At 72.0% G+C, this 21,346-nt stretch carries 14 protein-coding genes; 4 read left to right on the top strand and 10 right to left on the bottom strand.

Annotated features, from left to right (window positions below; all coding sequences use genetic code 11):
• Positions 1-672 (bottom strand): aminotransferase class I/II-fold pyridoxal phosphate-dependent enzyme (locus ONA70_RS22565; RefSeq protein ID WP_265008464.1); only part of this gene is annotated, 672 nt, incomplete at its 3' end.
• On the opposite strand from ONA70_RS22565, the gene ONA70_RS22560 reads away from it, so the two are divergent.
• The gene (locus ONA70_RS22560) at positions 671-1,675 is read left to right on the top strand and encodes a DMT family transporter (RefSeq protein ID WP_265008463.1); all 1,005 of its coding nucleotides are present in this window, start codon (positions 671-673) and stop codon (positions 1,673-1,675) included. The genes ONA70_RS22565 and ONA70_RS22560 overlap by 2 nt on opposite strands.
• Here ONA70_RS22560 and eccCb read toward each other — a convergent pair.
• Genes eccCb through ONA70_RS22540 form a run of 4 tightly spaced genes read right to left on the bottom strand, consistent with a single transcriptional unit; the run spans position 1,617 to position 8,140 of the window.
• On the bottom strand, positions 1,617-5,036 hold the full coding sequence (eccCb, locus tag ONA70_RS22555) for a type VII secretion protein EccCb (RefSeq protein WP_265008462.1): 3,420 nt from the start codon (positions 5,034-5,036) through the stop codon (positions 1,617-1,619). The two genes, ONA70_RS22560 and eccCb, sit on opposite strands and share 59 nt — an antisense overlap.
• Complete coding sequence (locus ONA70_RS22550) at positions 5,033-6,226, bottom strand: VWA domain-containing protein (protein ID WP_265008461.1); 1,194 nt, start codon at positions 6,224-6,226, stop codon at positions 5,033-5,035. Before ONA70_RS22550 ends, eccCb begins: the two co-directional genes overlap by 4 nt.
• The gene (locus ONA70_RS22545) at positions 6,223-7,182 is read right to left on the bottom strand and encodes an AAA family ATPase (protein ID WP_265008460.1); all 960 of its coding nucleotides are present in this window, start codon (positions 7,180-7,182) and stop codon (positions 6,223-6,225) included. Before ONA70_RS22545 ends, ONA70_RS22550 begins: the two co-directional genes overlap by 4 nt.
• Positions 7,160-8,140, bottom strand: a complete 981-nt coding sequence (locus ONA70_RS22540; protein WP_265008466.1) for an effector-associated domain EAD1-containing protein — start codon at positions 8,138-8,140, stop codon at positions 7,160-7,162. The genes ONA70_RS22545 and ONA70_RS22540 overlap by 23 nt, the downstream gene beginning before the upstream one ends.
• Positions 8,141-8,326: 186 nt before the next feature.
• On the opposite strand from ONA70_RS22540, the gene ONA70_RS22535 reads away from it, so the two are divergent.
• The gene (locus ONA70_RS22535; RefSeq protein WP_265008459.1) at positions 8,327-9,421 is read left to right on the top strand and encodes a serine protease; all 1,095 of its coding nucleotides are present in this window, start codon (positions 8,327-8,329) and stop codon (positions 9,419-9,421) included.
• On the opposite strand, the gene ONA70_RS22530 is transcribed toward ONA70_RS22535, so the two are convergent.
• The 3 genes from ONA70_RS22530 to ONA70_RS22520 form a co-directional block, all read right to left on the bottom strand.
• Positions 9,407-10,345 carry a hypothetical protein gene (locus tag ONA70_RS22530; protein ID WP_265008458.1) on the bottom strand — a complete coding sequence of 313 codons (939 nt, stop codon included), beginning with the start codon at positions 10,343-10,345 and terminating at the stop codon, positions 9,407-9,409. The genes ONA70_RS22535 and ONA70_RS22530 overlap by 15 nt on opposite strands.
• Before the next feature lie 120 nt (positions 10,346-10,465).
• Complete coding sequence (locus ONA70_RS22525) at positions 10,466-12,592, bottom strand: ThuA domain-containing protein (protein ID WP_265008457.1); 2,127 nt, start codon at positions 12,590-12,592, stop codon at positions 10,466-10,468.
• A 362-nt stretch (positions 12,593-12,954) separates the two neighbouring features.
• The gene (locus ONA70_RS22520; RefSeq protein ID WP_265008456.1) at positions 12,955-14,220 is read right to left on the bottom strand and encodes a L,D-transpeptidase; all 1,266 of its coding nucleotides are present in this window, start codon (positions 14,218-14,220) and stop codon (positions 12,955-12,957) included.
• Between the two features lie 444 nt (positions 14,221-14,664).
• Between ONA70_RS22520 and ONA70_RS22515 the strand changes: the two genes are divergently transcribed.
• A complete protein-coding gene (locus ONA70_RS22515) occupies positions 14,665-15,867 on the top strand; it encodes a D-alanyl-D-alanine carboxypeptidase family protein (RefSeq protein WP_406601230.1) in 1,203 nt (400 codons plus the stop codon).
• 215 nt (positions 15,868-16,082) lie between these two features.
• Entirely contained in the window at positions 16,083-16,907 is an 825-nt protein-coding gene (locus ONA70_RS22510; RefSeq protein WP_265008455.1) for an alpha/beta fold hydrolase, read from the top strand.
• A 39-nt stretch (positions 16,908-16,946) separates the two neighbouring features.
• On the opposite strand, the gene fxsT is transcribed toward ONA70_RS22510, so the two are convergent.
• Both fxsT and ONA70_RS22500 read right to left on the bottom strand, forming a co-directional pair.
• Positions 16,947-20,879, bottom strand: a complete 3,933-nt coding sequence (gene fxsT, locus ONA70_RS22505) for an FxSxx-COOH system tetratricopeptide repeat protein (RefSeq protein WP_265008454.1) — start codon at positions 20,877-20,879, stop codon at positions 16,947-16,949.
• Between the two features lie 5 nt (positions 20,880-20,884).
• On the bottom strand, positions 20,885-21,346 hold a 462-nt coding region (locus ONA70_RS22500), incomplete at its 5' end, for a hypothetical protein (RefSeq protein ID WP_265008453.1).

The raw sequence follows: 21,346 nt of genomic DNA, 5'->3' as shown, positions 1-21,346 counted from the left end.
GCCGCGCTTCCTCAACGGCCTGCTCGGCCGGATCGCCGCCCGCAGCCCGGCGGCCCGGGCGGCGGCCAGTGCGCCGAGGTAGGTCGGTGACTCGACGAGAAGGGTGTCGCCGGGCGTGGTGAGCGCACGCAGCGCCGTCGACAGCGCGGCCTGCCCGCCGGGACAGATCACGAGGTCGTCGGCGCGCAGCCCGGTTCCGGCCTCGCGCGCGAACCAGGCGCGCAGGTCCGCGCGTCCCTCGGTCGGCCCACGCTGCCACGATGCGGGCTGCCGGGCGGCGCGGGCGAGCGCGGCGCCGAGCGCGGCGGCAGGCTGCAGATCCGCGTCCAGATAGCCGCCGGACAGCGGGATCGCTCCGGCGGGCGGTAACGCCAGCAGCGCCTGCATCTCCTCCTCGCCGGACCGGCGCGAGCCGAGCGCGACGGTCTGCCAGGACAGGTCGGGGGTGCGGCGCTGCTGCGGTGGGATGGCCACGAAGGTGCCTCTGCCGGGACGTGCCTCGATCACCCCCTCGGCCACCAGCTGCCGGATCGCCGCCGCAACGGTGACCGGCGAGGCGTGGTGCCGGGCGGTCAGCTCGCGTACGGAGGGCAGCCGGGTGCCAGGCTCCGCGGCGGTTGCGGCGGCGCGGAGATCTTGGATAACGCGGTCCGCTGCGTTACCGTCATTCATGAGAGGTAAGAGTAGCGCTACTGTCAGCACCACGGTAACGGGAGATCGGCTGGTCGGCCTCACCCTCGGCGCGCTGGGCGTGGTCGCCTTCAGCCTCTCGCTGCCGGCCACCCGAGTCGCCGTGCAGCAGCTCGACCCGTGGTTCGTCGCCTTCGGACGGGCCGTCGGCGCGGGGCTGCTGGCCGGGATCTACCTGCGTCTCACCAGCGCGCGGCGACCCACCCGGGGGCAGTGGCGGCGGCTGTCGATCGTCGCCCTCGGCGTCGTCGTCGGATTCCCGCTGTTCACCTCGCTGGCGCTGATCACCCAGACTTCCGCGCACGGCGCGGTCGTCATCACCGTGCTGCCCGCCATGACCGCCGTGTTCGCGGTGCTGCGGGCCGGCGAGCGACCGCCATTGCTGTTCTGGGTCGGGAGCGCCGGCGGGCTGCTGGCGGTGCTCGCCTTCCTCGGCGCGAGTGGCGCCGTGCGGGGCGCGCTGTCACTGCCCGACCTGTTCCTGCTCGCGGCGGTCGCGCTCTGCGGCCTGGGGTACGCCGAGGGCGGCGCGCTCGCCCGCGAGCTCGGCGGCGCCGTCACGATCTGTTGGGCGTTGCTGCTGTCCCTGCCCGTCACCGTGCCGGTCACGGTCATCGCGGCGGTAGCCGATCCCCCGCACGCCGACGGGCTCGCCTGGCCGGCGTTCGGTTACCTCACCGGGGTCTCCATGTTCCTGGGCTTCTTCGCCTGGTACGCGGGCCTGGCCCGGGGCGGCATCGCTCAGGTCGGCCAACTCCAGCTCGCGCAGCCGGTGCTCACGCTCGGCTGGTCGGCGCTGCTGCTCGGTGAGCCGGTCACCCCGGCCTCGATCGCGGCGGCGCTGGTGGTGCTGGCCTGCGTCGTGCTGATCCAGCGCACCCGCCGCGGCGCGCCACCGACGGCGTTGGAGCAGCCTGACCGTGCTGTCAGGGGGCGTCCGGTGGCAGCGCGAGCTGGACGAGTCGGGCGCCGTCGCCTTGAGTGACCAGCCAGCCCCGGCCGGGCGGCTGGGTCGAGGGGCGGACGTTGCCGAGCAGCCCGCCCTCGCCGGGTTCGCCGGACAGGATCAGCCCGGGCCCGGCCAGCTCGCGCAGCCGTTGGATGACCGGCTCGTACATCGCCCGCGCGGCGCCGCCGCCACGGCGGGTGAGGATCAGGTGCAGGCCGATGTCCCGGGCCGCCGGCAGGAGGTCCACCAACGGCGCCAGTGGGTTGGCCGAGCTCATGGCGACGAGCTCGTAGTCGTCGACCAGCACGAAGCACTCCGGGCCGCGCCACCACGACCGGTCGCGCAACTGTTCCGGCGTGACGTCCGGACCGGGGAGGCGGTTGCGCATGGCGTGGGCGACCTCCTGCAGGTCCGACGTCTGCGTCGACGACCCGCAGTAGCTGAGCAGGTGCTCCGTCGGCACCGCGTCCAGCAGGCTGCGGCGGTAGTCGACGATGACCAAGCGCGCCTGTGCCGGGGTGAACCGGGCGGCGATCGTGGTGGCCAGCAGACGCAGGAAGGTCGACTTCCCCGATCCCGCGTCGCCGAACACCAGGACGTGCGGATCGGCCTCGAAGTCCACGGTCACCGGCCGCAGGTCGGCCTCGGCGAGACCGATCGGCAGCGCCCAGGGTCGGCCCTCGTCGCGGACGTCCTCGATCGCCGAGAACGGCACCACGGCGGGCAGCATCCGTACCCGGGGCGCCGGCGGCCCGGCCCAGGCGGCCGCGACCCGGTCGACGAGGTCGGCGGGATCGCCGTCCACCGGTGCGGGTGGGGCGATGAGGAAGTGCAACGCGTCGCTGGTGATGCCGTGGCCCGGCCGGGCCGTCGGCACGTTCGCCGCGGCCCGGCGCGAGATCGCCGAATCCCCGGGGTCACGCAGGCGCAGCTCGAGGCGGGTGCCGAAGCTGTCCCGGATCACCGACCGGAGGTCCGTCCAGCGGCCGGTGGCGGCGACCAGGTGAATGCCGCACGGCAGGCCGTGCAGGGCGATGAGGGTGAGGGCCTGCTCCAGGTCGTCGTACTCGCTGCGCAACCTGTCCCAGCCGTCGACGACCAGGAACACGTCGCCGAACGGGTCGTCCACCGTTCCCACGGCCAGTCGGCGGCGGTAGGCGGCCATGTCCGTCCCGGCGGCGGGGAACGAGCGCCGACGGTTGTCCAGGAGGGTGGCCATCTCACCGACGGTGCGCCGGATGGCGGCGCTGTCCGCCCGACCGGCGACGCCACCGACATGGGGTAACCCACGCAGGGTGCTCAGCTGCCCGCCACCGAGATCGAGGCAGTAGACCTGCACCTCAGCCGGGGTGTGGCTGAGCGCGAGGCTGGTGATCAGCGTACGCAGCGCGGTGGACTTCCCGCTCCCCGGACCGCCCACGACGGCCACGTGACCGTTGCCGCCGTACAGGTCCAGCCACAGCACGTCCTGGCGCTGCTCGTAGGGCTTGTCGGCCAGCCCGACCGGCACCCGCAGGGCTCCGCGCAGCAGCACGTCCTGCACCGTCAGCCCCCGGGCCGGATAGACCGCCAGCGGGCCGGCCAGCGCGTCGACGCTCGGCGAGGCGGTCAGCGGGGGCAGCCAGATCTGATGGGCCGGCGGTCCCTGGCCGGCCAGCGCGTCCACGAGCACCTCGGCGACGGTGGGCGGACGACGGGGCCGCCCGGGCGCCGACAGGACGTCCTCCCACGACCTCGGGGCCGGGGCGTGGTACGGGCCGGACACGTAGGCGGCCTTGAAACGCACCAGGGGGTCGGTGCCGGCTCTGAGGTACCCGTCACCGGGACGCCCCAGGTCGTGGGCGTCGGGGACGCCGAGCACCATGCGGGACTCGTGGGCCGTGAAGGTGCGCAGGCCGATCCGGTACGACAGGTAGCCGTCCAGGCCGCGCAGCGGGCCCTCCTCGAGGCGTTGGCTGGCCAGCAGCAGGTGCACGCCGAGGCTCCGGCCGACCCGACCGATCTGCACGAACACCTCGATGAAATCCGGTTTGGCGGTCAACAACTCGGTGAACTCGTCGCAGACGATGAGCAGGCTCGGCAGCGGTGCCAGCCGGTCGCCGCGCGTGCGCGCCTCCTCGTAGTCGCGCACGGATACGAAGTTGCCGGCTCGGCGAAGCAGTTCCTGCCGGCGGACCAGTTCTCCGGTCAGGGCCTCGGCCAGCCGGTCGAGCAGTGCCGGCACCTCGCCGAGGCCGGTGACCACCGCGGCCACGTGCGGCAGGCCGGCGAGCGGAGCGAACACGGCGCCGCTCCAGAAGTCGACCAGGACCACGTTGAGCAGGTCCGGGGAATGGGTCGCCGCCAACCCCAGCACGATGGTGCGCAGCAGCTCGGACTTGCCCGAGCCGGTCGCTCCGACGACCAGGCCGTGCGGGCCCATCCCCTCCTGGGCCGGTTCCTTCAGGTCGAGCTCGACCGGTTCCCGGCCGGGGCCGACGCCGATGGGTGCCCGCAGCCGGTCGCGTACGCCTCGCCGTCGCCGCAGCCGGCGCAGATCCGGGTGGCGTACGTCCCGGATGCCGAGCAGGTCGGGCAGGGACACCTCGTCCTGGTGCTGTGCCGTGGCGTCCCGCTCGTCCCCGGTCACCGACGGCGCCGGCACCAGCAGGACCAGCGTGTCGAGGACGTCGCGGACCACGGCCGCCACCGGCGGTGGCGTCCCGTCCGCCAGCTCGTGCAGGGCCCGGGCGATGGTGGCGACGTCGGCGCCGGGCAGCAGACCGAGCTGCCCGAGCTGGTGCACCGCGGCGATCCGACCGTCTTCGGTGCCGGCACGAGCACGGCCCAGGACGTCGGCGAGTTCCTGGTTGAGGTTTGCCGACACCGGCGGTTGTTGTTCGAGGCGGTCGCGCATGGCCACGAACCATTCCCGGCCCAGCTGCCCGTCGCCGGCGGGCACGCGCTGCGCCTGATCGAGCCACTCGGTCGCCCGCGACGGTTCGATGATGCTCAGCGCGGTCAGCCGCTGGGCGTGCTCCAGCTCCGGCAGTGCCCGCCACGGCGCCCCGTGGTCGGTGTACTGCTCCAGCAGGGTCGCCACCCGGGTCAGCCTCGCATTGCCGAACCGGGTCAGCAGGCTCACCAGGAGCCGGTCGCGCAGTGCGGGGTCGATCTCGTAGAGGCCGTCGCCCAGCTCGCGGAACAACGGCGAGGTCAGCAGTTCGGCCTCGACCGGGTAGCCCAGCACGGCGGGCGGGTCGAGGAAGAAGTTGACCCGCAGCAGGTGCAGGAAACCGGGGTCGACCGCGACCGGCACCGCGGCGTGACTCGCCAGCTCCAGGGCGCCGGCCGGCAGGGTCGCCCGCGCGACGGACAGCCGGCTGCTGGCCGGGGAGGTCCGGGTCCACGCGCTCACAGCGGCCGCTCCGTCCGCTCCGGGTGGCCGCGCAGCACGTCCACGGTCCGGTACATGCCCTCCCTGGTCAGCGGCTGCATCGGGATGTGCCGGGCGATCTGCCCGGCGGTCGTACCGGCCCATCGGGCGGCCGGCAGGGGGTTGAGCCAGGCGACCGCGCATCCGGCGGCACGCAGCGCCTTGAGCATCGCGGTGGTGTCGAGCAGCCGGCCCGTGTCGAAGCCGCCCCGCGCCGCTCCCCCGTCACTGATGATCACTGCTGCGGTGCCGGCGGACACCTGCTCGACGGCGGCCGCGAACGGGTGCGGTTCGGTGAGGTCGGGGTCCCGGTAGAGGCGGCCGGTCGCCAGCGGCGCGACCCGGGTGAGCACCGGGTCGAGCGCCGGGCTGAACGGGTCGGGCAGATCGGCCAGCAGCGCCTGGTCGCGGCTGCGGCCGGGGACGTTGCGGAAGTACCCGACCGTGATCAGGTCCAACCGGCCCGCGCTCCTGATCGCCGCGATGAGATGGTCGACGAAGTTGTGGAACGGGGTCATGGAGCCCTGCCGGTCCACCAGCACGAGCAGCCGCGCCGTGTTGCGTCTCGCCGGGACCAGGACCGGCGCGGAAGCGACCCCGGTACGCGCGTACCGGTCGAGCGTGGCGACGACATCGAGCTCGACCGGCGGGCCGGTGCGGACCGGCCGGCGCAGCCGCCGCCAGGCCTGGGCGATCTCCCGTTCGCTGAGCGGGTACTGCGGCACGATGACCAGCGACGGGTCGAAGCTGCCCGTGCTGGGTGGCTGCATCGCCAGGCCCGTCACGTGCTGGGCGGCCGGTGCCGGCTCGCCCGTCGCCGGCTGCTCGCCGGCCGGTTGCGGGCCGTCCTGCGGGTCCATGCGCAGGCCGTCCCCGGCCAGCGGGTCGGCGGTGGGCGGCGGCGTCGGCGACGCCTCCTCGGCGACGTCGGTCTGCCAGACCGGAACCTCCACCTGGGCGAACGCGGCGCGGACGATCTCGCGCTCGCCGACCGACTTCGCCCACAGCGCCACGCACAGTTCGGCCAGGTCCTCGGTCGAGGCGAGACCGAACCCGGCGGCCAGCGCCTGGCGCAGGCTGGCGCAGTCGTCGATCCCGAGTGGCAGCCCCCGTCGCCGCAGCCGCGTGACCAGGTCGTACACGAAGGGCGGCGCCGGGTGCGGGACCGTCATGGGTGGCTGAGCCGCTCTACCGCCCGACCCTGGTCACCGCGCTGCTTGAGCAGCGCGCCGAGGTACGGCAGCCCGCCGATCTCACCGGCGGGCACACCGACGGCCTGCAGGAACCCGGCCCAGTCGAGCAGCTCGCTGAGCCCGGGCCTCCGGGCGAGATCCACCTCCCGCAGGCGCACCAGCACGTCGATCACCTCGCGCCGCAGTTCCGCCTCGCCGATGCCGTGCAGTTGCAGGATCATGTCGAGCTGCTCGGCGGATGAGGGGAACTCCACGTAGTGGAAGATGCACCTGCGAAGAAAGGCACCCGGCAGCGCCTTCTCCTCGTTGTTCGTGACGATGATGATCGGGCGCAGGTCCGGCCGATCGGCGGGCACGGCGTAGCGCGCGTGGGGCAGTTCGTCGATCTCGAACGCCAACTCGTCGAGCTCGCGCAGCAGGTCGTTGGGGAAGTCGAGGTCCGCCTTGTCGATCTCGTCGATCAGCAGCACTGAGCGCCGGCCGTGGCCGGCGCGGGCGATCGCGCGACCGAGCGGGCCCAGCCGCACGTACTGCCGCGGGTCGTCGACCGCGCCGCGCCGGCGACCGCCCAGTTGGGCGTCGTGCAGCCGCCGGATCGCGTCGTACGTGTACAGCAGGTCACGGCCCTTGCTGGTCGACTTGATGTAGGCCTGCTCGATCGGCAACCCGAGCGCGTAGGCCACCGCGTACGCCAGCCGGGTCTTGCCGACCCCGGGGTCGCCCTGCAGCAGCAGCGGCCGGCCGAGGCCGATCGCCAGGTTCACCGCGGCCTGCAGCTCCGCGGTGGCCAGGTACGGCTCGTACGAGACCTGCCGCATGGGCGGGTTGGCCGCCGCCACGTGGTCCGCGTCGGTCGCCTCGATCAGACGGGTAGCGGGCAGGCGGGCGGTGGCGTCGAACCAGGTGGACGTGTCAACGCGGTGCCGGGTCTGCACGATGGCTCCTCTCCTCGAGCTGCCGACGGAAGCGCGCCGAATCCTGGCGCGCGTCGCGGATCGAGCGGTCCATGGACTCGTAGACCAGGCGGATGTCCAGCCGGGACCCGTCCCAGGCCTCTTCCTCGATGAGCCCGCTCCAGGCGTCCGCGAGCGTGGCGGGCCAGCCGCGCCGCGAGACGACTTCCTGGGCCCACAGCGCGAGGTCGAAACGGTCCACCTGCGGTGCGGGCAGCGTAGTGATCCCTGAGGGATAGCCGCCCGGCAGCGAGCCGGCGAAGACCATGACGAACCAGCGCTCGTGGTGGCCGCAGTGCTCCCGCACGCCGTCCCAGAACTGTGCGACCACGGCGCTGGGCACCCCGTCGGTCAGCACCGGGCACACCACGTTGGCCCACTCCAGGTCCGGCAGGTACCGCAGGACGTGCTTCACCCGTACGTCCACCGGCGCCAGTTCGGGCCGCAGGCTCAACCACTCCTTGCGTTCCACCTCACCGAGGCAGTACGGCAGCCAGGAGCAGAGCTTGTTGACGAAGAGCATCTCCGAGTAGGTGACGCCGAAGGCGAGCAGCCGGCTGGACGCCTCGAACTTCGCCTCCTGCACGGCCCGCTTGAGCTGTTGCAGGTCGAAGAAGGCGCTGTCGAGCAACTGCAGGTCCTGCGGCGGCGGGGGCTGCGCCACCGGCACCGGTCGCCATCGGTGGGTTCGTTCCCAGGCCCGCAGCCCGGCGTTGCCCGCCCGGTCGGTCAGCGCCGCCTCGATCAGCTGTTCGAGCCAGTTCTCCGCGAACGCGGCCTCGATCAGCTTGAAGATCACCTCGCGCATCCCTAGATCGCCGCCGACGTACGTGGACAGCCGTCGCTGCAGGCCGTACAACAGCATCCGTTCCAGGTCGTTGCGGTACGGGTAGGCGTCCAGCAGCGCCGCCTCGAGCTCCCGCAACTGCTCGCCGGTCAGCGAGGGTCCTCCGTCGATATCGCACCTCCGCCTGAGACCGGACCCGACGCCACGCCTGGTCCGACCCTAGGGCACCGACACCCCGAGCGGCCACGGCTCGACTCGATCGGATGGCCGTCCAAACAGGTCGGACCCGCCAACCTTAGTATCGACGGGTACGCCCGGACGTCGGCAGGGAGACTCATCGTGTGCGCTGTGCGTGGCCGCACCGCCGAGCAGCTGGACAAGGCCCTGCGCGACGCCTTCCGGCCACCCGACCGCCTCGACATGCTGCTGCTGTATTCGCTGGACCGGCACCGCCACGACATCACCATGGCCGACGACTACCCGGCCCGGGTGTTCCACCTCATCCAGTCGGCCGACGCCGAGGGCTGGCTCGCCGACCTGGTCACCGCCGCCCTGGAGGCCCGCCCGACCCACTCCGGCCTGCGATCGGTGGCCACGGCGCTCGGCCTCACCGCACTGTCGGACAACGCGGAGCGGTTCATCGACGAGCACGTGCCGTTTCAGGACACGCGACCGTGGCGGCAGCGGCTGGGCGCGCTCGAGGGACAGGTCTGCCGCCTCGAGCTGGCCGGCCCGCCGGCACGGCCGCTGGGCACCGGTTTCCTCGTCGGGCCGGACGTGTGCCTGACCGCGGGCCACGTCGTCGACGCCCTCCGCGACGAGCAGGTGGCACCCGACGAGGTGGTGGCCCGATTCGACTTCCGTCGAGCCTCCGACGGGCGGGTGGTGAGTGAGGGCAGTGCCTATCCACTGGCCCGGCGCTGGCGGGTCGCCACGTACGCCGCCAGTGCCGCGGACCGATCTCCCGACCGCACCCGGCTGCCCGGCGAGGACGAGCTGGACGTGGCGCTGATCCGGCTCGCCGAGCCGGCCGGCCTGGACGCCGTCGGCCGGGCCGGACAAGTGCCGGACTCACCCCGCCGGGGTTGGCTCACCGCGCCGGGCCACGACGACGCGCTCGCCGCCGACCGTCCACTGATCATGTTGCAGTATCCCGGGCGGGAACCGCTGCAGCTGGCTTTCGGCACCGTCCTCGATGTCAACGCCAACCGCACCCGGCTGCGCCACCGGGTCAACACCCAGCGGGGCAGCTCCGGATCGCCCTGCTTCACGACGGATCTCACCCTGGTGGGGCTGCACATCGCCGGCGACCCCGACGATCGGCAGGACCACGAACCGACGTACAACATCGCGGTTCCGATGGCCACGATCCTCGCCCGGTTGCGGCGCGACGGGCTGGCGTCCGTGGTGTTCCCCGCCCTACCCGGGACATGATCGGACGGGCTTGACCGCGACGATGTCGCCGGCGGGCACCACGACCGTCTCGCCACCGGGACGGCGCAGCCGCAGCGACGCCGGCGAGCGGCTCGTCACGACGGTGCCGCAGACCATCGAGTCGTCGACCCGGGAGATCTGCAGCAACGGTTCGGACGCCGGCGCGGGCGGGACGAACCAGAGCAGGCCGACGACGATCACCAGAGCCGCCAGTGAGGCCGCCGCCTTGCGGACCGCGGCCCCCAGCTGACGGGCGGCGCGGATCCCGACCGCGCGGCGGCCGGCGTACCAGGCGCGCAGTTCGTCGTTGTCGTGCACCGCCGTCACGACCGGCCAACCGTACGCCGCGCGGTACGCGTCGATGACGGCCCACCCGGCCAGGCAGACGGCGACGGCAGCGGCGCTCCCGACGGCGATCCGGCCGGACAGTGGCAGCGCCGCCACGCTGTCCCGGGCGATGCCGACACTCGCCAGCCCGAACAGGCCGTAGAGGGCGGTGATCCCGGCGAGCCACTTCTCCGCCGCGGACCGGACCGAGGTCGCCTGCGAGGTCGTCGCCTCCCGCCACGCGTCCGAGGCATCATCGAGCTCGCGGTCGTTCGCGGGCGAGACGGTCACCGCGTCCGGCTGGATCCGCAGCAGCAGGCTCCAGAAGCGGCCGCATCCGGCGGGGCCGTCGTCGGGGCGGTCGGGATGCGCCCGACGACACAGACAGGCGACCGAGACGGTCAACTCCTCCGGGGTGTCCGACGCGGCGGACTCCAGACCCGCTGCCTGCAACGCCACCACGGCGTTCGTCTCGTGCCGGCACGCGGGGCACCGGCCGGACAACTTGACGTCGTCCCCGGCGAGCCGAGCGGACCACGTGCCGACCTGTGCACCGTCCACATTGATCCGTTCGGACGCGTGCGCCAGCTCAACCACGCCCCGTATCGTGCAGCAACGGGCGCGCGGTGGCAACGCCGCCGTGCGGTGACCGCGGCGGCTCGGACGTCGCCGCCGGTGGCCGCCGGCCCGCGTTCGGGCCGGCGGCCCTCGGAGTGGTCAGGACTGGTTCAACGACAGCATCCAGTCCCGCAGCTGGCGCACCTGGCGGTCGAGTTCGGCCCGCGCGACCGGGCTACCGGCGGCGGGGTTGCCGGTGATCGCGATGATCCGGTTGAGCGAGGTGGTCGCGGTGTTGTGATCCCGTTGCAGGTACGCGGCCTGGGCGTCGTCGAGCAGCGCGGCGGCGGCCGCGGCCGAATCCGGATCCAGGGCACCGCCGGCAGCGTCGGCGCTGATCAGCGTGCGGGTCTGCCGGAAGGTGGCGCAGTTCGCCTCGGTCTGCCCGGCCGTCCAGTGAATCCCGCTCAACAGGATCCGGGTGAACGGGTCGCGGTAGTACTGCGCGCGATCGTGGCCCAGGATGAGCGAGAACTCGCGCCCGCCGTCGTACTCCTGGCACCACGCGATCGGGTGGTCGCCACCCATCAGGCGCAGGGGGTTGGTCGCGGCGTTGCCGCTGTTGAGGCTCCGCTGGTACGACGACTCGTCGAGGCTCAGCAGCGTGTGCACCTCGGCGCGCGGATTGTGGTCGAAGTTGTACAGCTCGTCGATGGTGAGCCAGGTCTTCGGCAGGTGCGCGACGGCCGGGTTCGTGGGGTCCTCGGTGTTGACCCGCACGTTGATGCAGCTACCGCAGGTACCTTCGCCGTTCTGGCCGCCCGGGTGGTTGGTGAACCACGCCCCGACCAGGTCGCGGTACCAGGGCACGTTGTGGATCGCGTCGGACGCCCCGTGCAGCCCGACGTACCCGCCGCCGGCCTGGATGTACTCCTTGAACGCGGCCAGTTCAGCGGCGTTGAGAGCGTCCGCGTCCGGGGTGCTGTTGGGGTTCGTCCCGTCGACCGGCGAGGAGAAGATGATGGTCCGGTACTTCGCCAGGTCGGCGGCGGAGGTGAACGGTGTGCTCGGCAGTGACGCCGGGGCGAGCCTCGGGTCCCAGATGTCGACGTCGAAGCCGTATTGCTTGCCCAACTGCTCGATGAGCAGAGCGGTGTCCGGAATGTGGTCGTGCCGGAAGCCCTTGGTGGCCGAGAAGTACAGCACCCGGAAGGTGGCGCCGGGGAAGTTCGTCGACGCCTCGAGCGGCTTCGCCGCGGGGATCGGGTCGGGTCCGGCGGTCGGCGTGACGGTCATGCCGGTCGGCGGGTCCGCCGGGAGCGTACCGGTGACCTGCTGCTCCAGATAGCGGGCGTCTCCGACCAGGGTGTCCCGGACCGGGCCGGGTTCCGTCGCGCGCTGCGCGGCGGCGACGAACTGGTTGAGGACGCGTACGGCGGCGGTGGGGTCGGCCGCCTCCGCTGCCTCCGCCAACGTGGCGCGCAGGCCGTCGCCGGCGGCGGCGCTGATCGCGCCGCTGGTGACGAAGCCGCCGACGAGGGTGTCGAGATCGGCGAACGACGTGGTCACCGCGAACGCCTGGTCGAACCGGGCGGCGTTGCCGGCCGCGTCGCTGGCGATGACGCTGATCGTGTGCCCTCCGGTGGCCAGGGTGGAGGTGGCGACCGGCAGCGGGGTGACCTCGGTTCCGTCGATCCACATCCGATGGATGAAGACGCCGCCGGAGCCGGGTGCGGGATCGGTCCGGGTCGGGATCAGCGTCGCGGTGTGGCCGATGTGCCCGTCGACGATCCCCGGCCAGCTGACCACGGGGGCGACGGTGTCGATCCGGATGGTGATGGTGCGGACGGACTCGACCGAGCCGTCTCCGCCGACGGCCCGGTATCCGACGGCGGTGGTGCCCTGCTGGCTGATCTGCACCGAACCGGCCAGGCTGGCGGGGTACGGGGCGGCCGCGGATGCCGCGGTCTGGAACGGCGCCGCGTTGCCGAGCCGGTACTCCAGACGCTGGACGCCGTTGACCGCGTCGGTCGCGGACAGGTTGACGGTGACCGGGCCTCGATAGAAGCCGTTGGTTCCGGTGGCGGCGGTCGGGGTGAGGATGGCCGGCGCGCTGGTGGGCGCGGCCCATGCCGGGGTGCCGACGGCGAGCGCGCCGGCGGACAGAGACGCGGCCGGCAGGACGGCGGCGACCGCGCAACGCAGCAGACGCCGGCGGGTGTCGCTGCTCGCTCGGCGGGACGGGTGCGATCTCAGGCTTCGGGCGACCGGATGTTGGCTGGACATGCGGTTCCTTTCCAGTTCCAGCACGGGAAGTGGAGGCGGGTCTCGACGAGCCGAGCGAGCGTGGCGTGGGGCGGACTCACAGCCGGTCGGATCAGGCGGTGGCCGGGCTGCCTCATGGCACCTCCCCCACGCTCGTCTGGGGTAGCAGTAAGCACGTGCATGGATGCGAATGTGCTCCTCGGCGAGGCTATCGCCGCCAGGAGACGGAAGCTAGATGGAACACGACGAAACTTTGCTTCGCACCGGCAAAAGTGACGGGCAGCAGGACCTAAAGTTCGAAGCCCGGAGGCACGATGGCGGCGCGGCCGGTTCACGCTCTGGTGAACCGGCCGCGCCGCCATCGTGCGCGGGTGTGCTGCCGATCAGCCGCCGCTGTTGGAGCGGGCGGGGGCGGGCGCCGAGCCGCCGGCCACCGCGCCCGGATGAGGCGTGGCGGTGACCGTGGGCTTCAGCCCGGCCGGTACGGGCAGGGCGCTGCCCTTGGCGAACTCGTCCCAGCCGACGTTCCAGGCGGTCCAGCCGTTGCCGGCGTCCAGCGTGACCTCGGTGCCCTTGACCGTCACCAGGTCACCGACCTGGGTGATCCCCATCAGCCAGTCGGCGTTGGCGGTGGAGACGTTGGTGCAGCCGTGCGAGACGTTGATGTTGCCCTGGTCCCCCTCGGACCACGGCGCGGCGTGGATGAACTCGCCGCCATTGGTGAGCCGCTGGGCGTCCTCGACGTCCACGACGTAGCCGCCCATCGGGTCACCCCGGGTGTCGAACGTCGTGTACTCGAATTTCTCCATGATCACCATGCTGCCGCTGGACGTCGGGGTGCTCGGCTTGCCGAGGCTCACCGGAACCTTCCGGAGCAGTTTGCCGTCCTGGTAGACCGACATCTGCTTGCTGGCGTTGTCGATGTCGAGCGAGACCTGCCGGCCGACCTTCGCCGTCGCCGAGCGGTCCACGTCGCCGACGGCGTCCTTGCCGATCGGGAGCCCTTCCAGGCCGGTTCGCACGCTGATCTTCGTACCGGGCTTCCAGAAGTCGGGTGCCCGGTATTCGACCTGCTTGCCGTCGTCCAGCCACGACCAGGTGCCGGGCTGCGGCGGATCGGTCTTCACGAACAACCGGCGCTGAACGTCCGCCCTGGCCTCTTTGGGAATTGCCGGGTCGAACGTGACCACGATCGGTAACGCCGTCCCGTACGTCTGATTCCCGGTGACATTCAGGATGCTGGTGATCGTCGGCTTGGGAGATCTGGCCATCGTGGTGAACGTCGTCTTCTGCGTGGTCGTCCGCCCGCGTTCACCGGTCGCGGTCACCTCCGCCGTATAGGTCCGCGAATTCTGCAACGGACTCGTCGGCACCCAACTCGACGCGTCCTCCCGCCGCTCGGTCGGTACCTGGGCCCCCTTGTCGTCGGTCAGCCGCACCGAGGTGATCTTCCCACCCTTGACGGCGGTCCCCACCTCGGCGCTGATCGGCACGTCACGCGACCGGTCGCCAGGTGTCACCGTCAGTTGCGGCGGTGCCGCGTTCGCCTGCCGGGTGCCCGGCAGACGGTCGGCCGTGCAGCCGACGAGGACCAACGGTACGGCCGCGACGGTCACCGACAGCAGCCCGAATCGCCGCCTCAGTTCCATGTGCTCCCCCGTTTCGTGGTCTTCCCCTGGCCCACATTCTTTCGGCGTCGGGAAAATGCGTATGGGTTTTCTCCAGATTCATCGCAACACGCTTACGGGAAGGATTTGCCGCGTCTTACCTGGTGACCCGAACAGCCGAGGAATTCCGTTCGCGACCGTTCCGGCGGAAAGAGCGATGCAATCCCCGGCGATCCGGATGACGCCCGACCGGGTTGCTCTGCGCCGGTTCGCCCCGGTACGCACCGATCGCGCCCGGCCGCCGTCGGCCACAGCTCGCAACCGGCACAGGGCGAGCGAATGAGCACGGCCCGCCAAATACCGGAATTGCCACCGCCCCGGGACTACTTTGTTCAAGTCGACCGTGGGCTGCCTTGTCGGCAATTACGGTGCTTCAACGTGATCCTCAATAGCATCGCTGCCGCGGCGCTCAGCGCCCTTCTGCCCATGCCCGCCGGGGTGGCCGGGTCACCTGCGTCGGCGGTCGCCGCGCCGTCCGTGCCGTGCCCGGCCGCCAAGCCGCCAGTGCCCCCACCGGCCGCACCGTCGCCGCCACCGGTCGGCCTCGCCGACCGGGCCGTCGGCGGCGAGGCGCTGGCGACGGCGGGGTTGGCGATTCCCGCGGGTGCGCCGATGGCCCCGGCGGTGACCGCCACCTCGTGGGTCGTGGCCGACCTCGACAGTGGAGCGGTGCTGGGTGGGTGCGGCCCGCACGAGCACCGCACGCCGGCCAGCGTGCAGAAGATGCTGCTGGCCGCGGCCCTGATGCCCCGCCTCGATCCGGCCCAGGTGGTCGAGGTGACCCGGGCGGATCTGCAGGATCTCGATCCGGCCAGTTCGCGGATGGGGGTGGTCGAGGGCGGCCGCTACTCGATCGACAGCCTCTGGCTGGGGCTGCTGCTCAGATCGGGAAACGACGCCGCCAACGTGCTGGCCCGAGTCGGCGGCGGCGCCGCCGGGCGGGAGGGCGGCGTGCAGGCGATGAACGACGAGGCACACCGCCTGGGCGCGAACCAGACCCACGCGGCGACGCCGTCCGGCCTGGACGGTCCGGGTCAGTACACCAGCGCGTACGATCTGGCGCTGATCGCGCGCGCCACCTACGCCCGCGCGGACTTCCGGCGATACATCGCCACCCGGGTGGCGGAGATACCGGCCGAGTCGGGAACGCCGGGCTTCTCCATGACCCACGACAACACCCTGCTCGACCACTACCCCGGCACCCTCGGCGGGAAGACGGGCTTCACCGACCTGGCGCGACAGACGTACGTGGGGGTGGCCGAACGTAACGGCCGGCGGCTCGCCGTGACCCTGCTCGGCGCGGAGACCGCGCCGCTGGGCAGCCTGGGCGAGTCGGCGGCCCTGCTGGACTGGGGCTTCGCGCTGCCCCCCGCCGCGTCGGTCGGCCGCCTGATCACCCCCGACGAGAAGAAGAACGACCGTCCCGTCGCCGAGGTCAAGGGCGTACGCCAGGGTGCCACCGCCGGCTCGTCGGCGATCCCGCGGCGCACCCTTCTCGGTGCCGGCGCCGCCGTCGTGCTGGCCGTCCTGCTGCTGGCGGCTCCCTGGCGGCGGAGGACCCCGCGGCCCGCGGCCGAGCAGCCGGCGCGCGGCCCACGATCAGCGGGTGACCGGTCCGACCGTGCCTGAGCGTCGCCTCGGCGGTGCCGGCAGGGCGGCCCGGTCCGGCGCTCGCGCGAAGGTCACCCGTTGGCCGACCGGGCTACGCTGTTCAACTACCGGCACTGACGGGCGACGACCTGATGGGCGCCGCCGCGTCGCGCGGTCTCCGGCCGAACGGAAGGGGAACGCACCTGGCAACCGAGGAGCGGTTCACGACGAGCACCGGCGGCGGCCGGTTGACCGTGGAGATCACTGGCAAGCCCGACGGAGTTCCGGTCTTCCTCCTGCACGGCACCCCGGGCAGCCGCAGCGGACCGAAGCCACGAGGCAGTGTGTTGTACCGGTACGGCATCCGTCTCATCAGCTACGACCGCCCTGGGTACGGCGGTTCCACGCCCCGGCCCGGCCGCACCGTCGCCGACGCGGCCCAGGACATCAAGGCGATCGCGGAACGCCTCGGCATCTACCGCTTCTCTGTGGTCGGACGGTCCGGTGGCGGCCCGCACGCGTTGGCGTGCGCGGCGCTGCTGCCTGACTCGGTCGCACGTACGGCGGTGCTGGTCGGCTTCGCCAACCCCGACGCGGCCGGTCTCGAGTGGTTCGGCGGCATGACCGAGAGCAACCGGCGCGACTTCACCGCCGCGTCGGCCGATCGGCTCCGGCTGGTCGAGCGCCTCCGGGAGCAGGCGGCGCGGACCCGGCGCGACCCGGAGAGCCTGCTGACCCAACTGGAGGCCGACATGACCTGGCCGGACCGGCACGTCGTCCAGGATCTGGCGATCCGACGCCTGCTGGCCCAGGCCTACCGGGAGGCACTCCGCGACGGTCCACAGGGGTGGATCGACGACGTCCTGGCACTGCGCCGGGATTGGGGTTTCAGCCTCTCGGCGATCAGCGGCCCGGTCCGGCTGTGGCACGGCGAACAGGACAACTTCGCGCCGGTGAGCCACACCATGTGGCTGGCCCGGCAGATCCAGACCGCGGAGGTCGACGTCCAACCGGGCGCCGCCCACTTCGGCGCGGTGCAGATCCTCCCGGAGATGCTGGAGTGGCTGTCGAGCTGGTGACGCGCCGGCCTCCGGACCGACCGCATCGGACGTCCCGGCTCAGTACGGATGCGGGTCGATGACCCGGCGCAGCAGTCGACCCCGTTTCAACTCGACCACCGAGGGATGGTTGGAGCCGATCCGTCCTGCCACGGCGGCGATCGCCGCGTCGGCCTGGCTCTGGTAGTCGGCGCCGTGCATCCTTCGCAGGATGAGGGCCCGGTTCGCCCCGCAGCGCAGGGTGTGCGGGTGGTCGCGGCCGAGCAGCTCGACGAGAAGCTCCGCCGCGCCGGTCATCAGCGCGAGCGCCTCGGTGTGGTTGTGCAGATCGGCCTCGATGACCGCCACGTTGATCTGCGTGGCGACGGTGTACGGATGCTGGGCGGTCAGCACGCCGAGCAGCCCCTCCAGGGCCTGTCGGGCCAGTGCCCGGGCCTCGGCGAGGTCACCCATGGCCCGAATCGCCGTGGCGTGGTTGTTGAGGCAGACCAGGCTGTGCGGGTGTTGGGCACCGAGGTGCCGTTCGTACGCGTCCCGGACGGCGCTGGTCTCCGTGTCGGCCTGGTCCCAGTCCCCGAGTTCCAGGAGGGTCACCGAACGGCTGAGCCGGCAGGTGAGCGTCTCCGGGTGATCGGGGCCGATGATGGCCACCAGTCGCTGGTACGCCACCTCCAGCAGTTCACTGGCCTCGCGGATGCGACCGGCGCTGCGCAACGAGACAGCCAGATTGGCGTCGGCCTCGTACACGAAACGGGTGTTCTCCCCCATCACGGCCGCGTACACGTCGCGTACCTGGGTCAGCAGCTCCACCGACTTGTCGTAGTGGCCCGCATCGCGAAGGTCGCGCCCGAGTGAGGTGGCCGACTGCAGGGTGCTGAGGTTCTCCTCGCCCAGCAGTTGCCGCCGCAACTCGTGGACCTCCTGGTCCAGGCGCAGCGCCTCCGCCATCTTGCCCATCAAGCGGTAGGAGACCGCCAGGTTGCTCAGGGCGTTGAGGGTGCGGGGGTGCTCCGCACCGAACTCCGATCGCCACGCCGCGCAGGTGTCGGTGTCCAGCGCCAACGCCTCGGCGTAGCGGCCCAGACCCCGAAGGTCCCCGCCGAGGCTGCCCGCCGTCATCAGCGTGTCCGCGTGGTCCCGCCCCAGAATGGCGATCTGCTGCGCGTGGATCTCCCGGTCCAGGTCGTAGGACTGCTGGAACGCCCCCTTGTCCCGGAGGGCGTTGGCCTTGTTGAAGCGCAGCTGGAAGAGCTGGACGAGCAGCTCGCGCCGCGCCGTCTCGTCGTCCTGTTGCTCGATCATCCGGGCCCAGCTGTCCTCGACGCGCCCGGCCACCTCCAGTCCGCCGTCGGGGTTGCCCCGTACGAAGAAGTAGCGAACCTGATCGACGAGCAGTTGACGGACCGACGCGATGCTGGACGTCGTCCCGTCGGACACCTCGACATGGGGCCACAGCATCCGGTATTTCGGCCACTCGTCCTGAAGGTCGACCTCGCCGAGCGTACGGGCCGCCGCCGCGAGCAACGCGTGCACCTGATGCTTGGCCTGGTCGACCTCCTCGGCGGTCATCCGGGACTTGACCACGGAGTGCAGCAGCCGGTGGATCACGATCCGGTGGCTGTGCGCGGTGTCGCGCTCCGCGCCCTGGCTGTCGATGTCGCTCTGCTGGTCCAGGCGCAACAGGGCCAGCCGCTTGATCTGCTCCACCAGCCTGTTGATCATGAGTCTGCTGGTGACGGTCGGGTCGATCGCGCGCAGATGCTCGGCCATCGCGTTGCTGTAGATGATGTCGAGCGACACCTCCGGGGCCATGACCGAGCAGAGTTGCAGCAGGCGGTACGCCGCCGGTCGACGCGCCTTGAGCTGGTCGAGTGACAGCCGCCACGCCGCCTCGACCCGGCCGATGTCGCTCTCGGAACCCAGCGCGCCGAGATTGCCCTCCTCGATCGCCTGCAGGTATTCCGAGACCGGTGAGCGGGTCTCCACGAGCCACGCGGCGGCCGCGGCCACCGCGATGGGCAGGTCGCCCAGCGCCTCGGCGATCCGGTTCGCGTCCCGCTCGGTCAGGGTGGGCAGCAGGCGGCGCAGGTGGTTGACGCTCTCCGCGCGGTCGAAGACGTCGACCGCGAGGACCTGGGCCTGCTCGCCCCAACCGGTGCCCTGTGAGGTGATGATGATGTGGCCCGGGCCGTTGGGCAACAGCCGCTCGATCCGGGCCGCCTGCTCGGCGTTGTCGAAGATGACCAGCCAGCGCAGACCGGCCTCGCCGCGGGACAGCGCCTGCTTCACCGCCTGCGCACCCTCCGGAACGCTGCTGGACAGGTTGAGCCCGAGCCGCCGGCCGAGGTCGTAGAGCGCGCTGTCGACGTCCACGGTGGTGTCCGCGTCGATCCACCACACGACGTCGTAGGCGCCACGGAACCGGTGCACGTACTCGGTCACCAGCTGGGTCTTGCCGATGCCGCCGATGCCGTGCAGGACGACGGGAACCGCCGCGTCGCTCTGCGCGCGCAGCCTGGTACGCAGCAGGTCGAGCAGTGCCTCGCGCCCGGTGAAGAGAAGGTTGCGCGGTGGGGCCTGGAAGACGGTCTGCGGGGTACCGGGAAACCGTGGAGCGCCGACCAGGAATTCGGCCTTCGGCGGCGGGAAGCCGACCAGTCGCAGGATCTGTTCCGCGGCGGCGAGTTCGTCGAGCCGACCCAGGCGCGTGGAGTTGGCGCTGGTGGCGGGCGATGCGGCGGCCTGCGTCCCACCCACGTGCACGGTCAGCGGGCGGCGCGTGGCGCGCACCGACCCGGACGCGGCGGCTTCGGCGTGCTCCGCGGAGGTGTTGACGACCAGTGGCCGGGCGACCGCGGCCAGACCCTCGGGTCGTCCGCCCGGGCCCGGGTCGTGCACCTGGATGCCCGCCTCGCGCAGGATCCACGAGATCCACTCGGCCCAGACGATGCCGGCCACGTCGTACCTGAGCGCCACCTCGGTCTCGCGCACCGCCGCCATCCGCACGAACTGCGCCTTGACGCGGATGCGATCGGCCTCGTCCATGCTCGGCAGCCGGGTGACGCGCCCCTCGGTGATGACCTCGGTGAGTTTCTCGAAGGCACCGAGCAGGTTGCCGGGCGCGCCGGAGCTGTCCTCGATCGTGGCCAGGGTCTCCTCGTAGGCGTAGTACGCCAGGTAGGGCACCTGCACCTCGGCCCAGTACCGCTCCCGTGCCTCGTCGCTCAGGTGCGCCGGCAGCCCGTCGAACCGCTGCCTGGCCACCAACCGGCCGGTGTCCGCCTTGATTTTCTCCGCCGGGTCGATGCGCATCGCCACGGGCAGTACCCGGATGCGCCGCGGCAGGGTCTTCCGGCTGATCGACTGGGCGACCTCGGCGGCGCCCTCGATGCCCTGCTCGCTGAGGGTGAACGAGGCGATGAGCGTGTCGGGGAGGTGGACGGTGCAGATGTCCGCGACATCGCTGAGGCCGGTACGGCTGTCGATGAGGGTGAAGTCGTACGTGCGCTTCATATCGGCGCGCAGCGCGTCGAAGAACGCGCCGCCGGCCAGGACCTCGTAGAAGTGGTCCCAGTCGAGACCGGAGATCGACCGGCTGTAGCTGTGGTTGTGCCGCCCCGTGCCCAAAAAGTCGAGCGTGCCCCCGGCCGGCCACCGCCAGTTGATCGAGAAGGCGTGCCGCCGCACGTTCGCGAAGGCGGCGTGCGGCAGCTCGCCGGGCGCGGCCGGGTTGCGGCTCGCCGCCTCCCTCGCCGCGCCTTCGTAGCCCACGAGCATGTCGATCACGCCGCCGGCACCGCGGAGCATGCCGTCGTGGATGAACGGGCGGTAGAACCGGTGCAGGCCCGGCGATTCGAGGTCCCAGTCGACCACGAGCACGCGGTAGCCGTTCGCGGCGAGAATCCATGCCGTGTTGGCGAGGGCCATCGTCCGGCCGGTGCCGCCCTTGAAGGAGTAGAAGGTAACGATCTGACCGTCCCGGGCGTCCGTCATGTCTGCTACTCCTCCGGATGGCTGTTCGAGCGCGGCCGTGGCGGGTACCGCCGCTCCACCAGGTGCTCGTCGTCGAAATGCCGGGTGGCCCGGTCGATCGCGGCCGTGAGGACCGTGACGGGGTCGTCCGGCTCGGTCCTGATCCGCGGTCGCGGCACCCGCTGGGGGCCGGCCGCCAGCGCCCGCCGCACGCCCCACACGTCCTGCTCGGGTGGGCGTACGGCGTCCTGGCTGTCCGGCACGATCAGCGGCTGCACCCAGGCGGGCAGGGCCCGGAGCAGCCGCTGCACGGCCGCCTTCCCAGGCTCGGTGGCCAGGATCGCCCCGTCGATGAGCAGCACACCCGGTCGCTTCCCGAGGTTGTCGCCGGCCGGAGCGACCTCGACCAGCTGGACGTCGAACCGGGCCCGGTCGACGTACTCGGCGACGCGTACGGCGGCCTGCCGCAGGCGTCCGCCGGTCACGGT

The sequence above is a fragment of the Micromonospora yasonensis genome (assembly GCF_026013475.1).
Taxonomy (GTDB): domain Bacteria; phylum Actinomycetota; class Actinomycetes; order Mycobacteriales; family Micromonosporaceae; genus Micromonospora; species Micromonospora yasonensis.
Note: the sequence above shows the minus strand (reverse complement) of the source record. Positions and strands in the feature narration are given on the sequence as shown.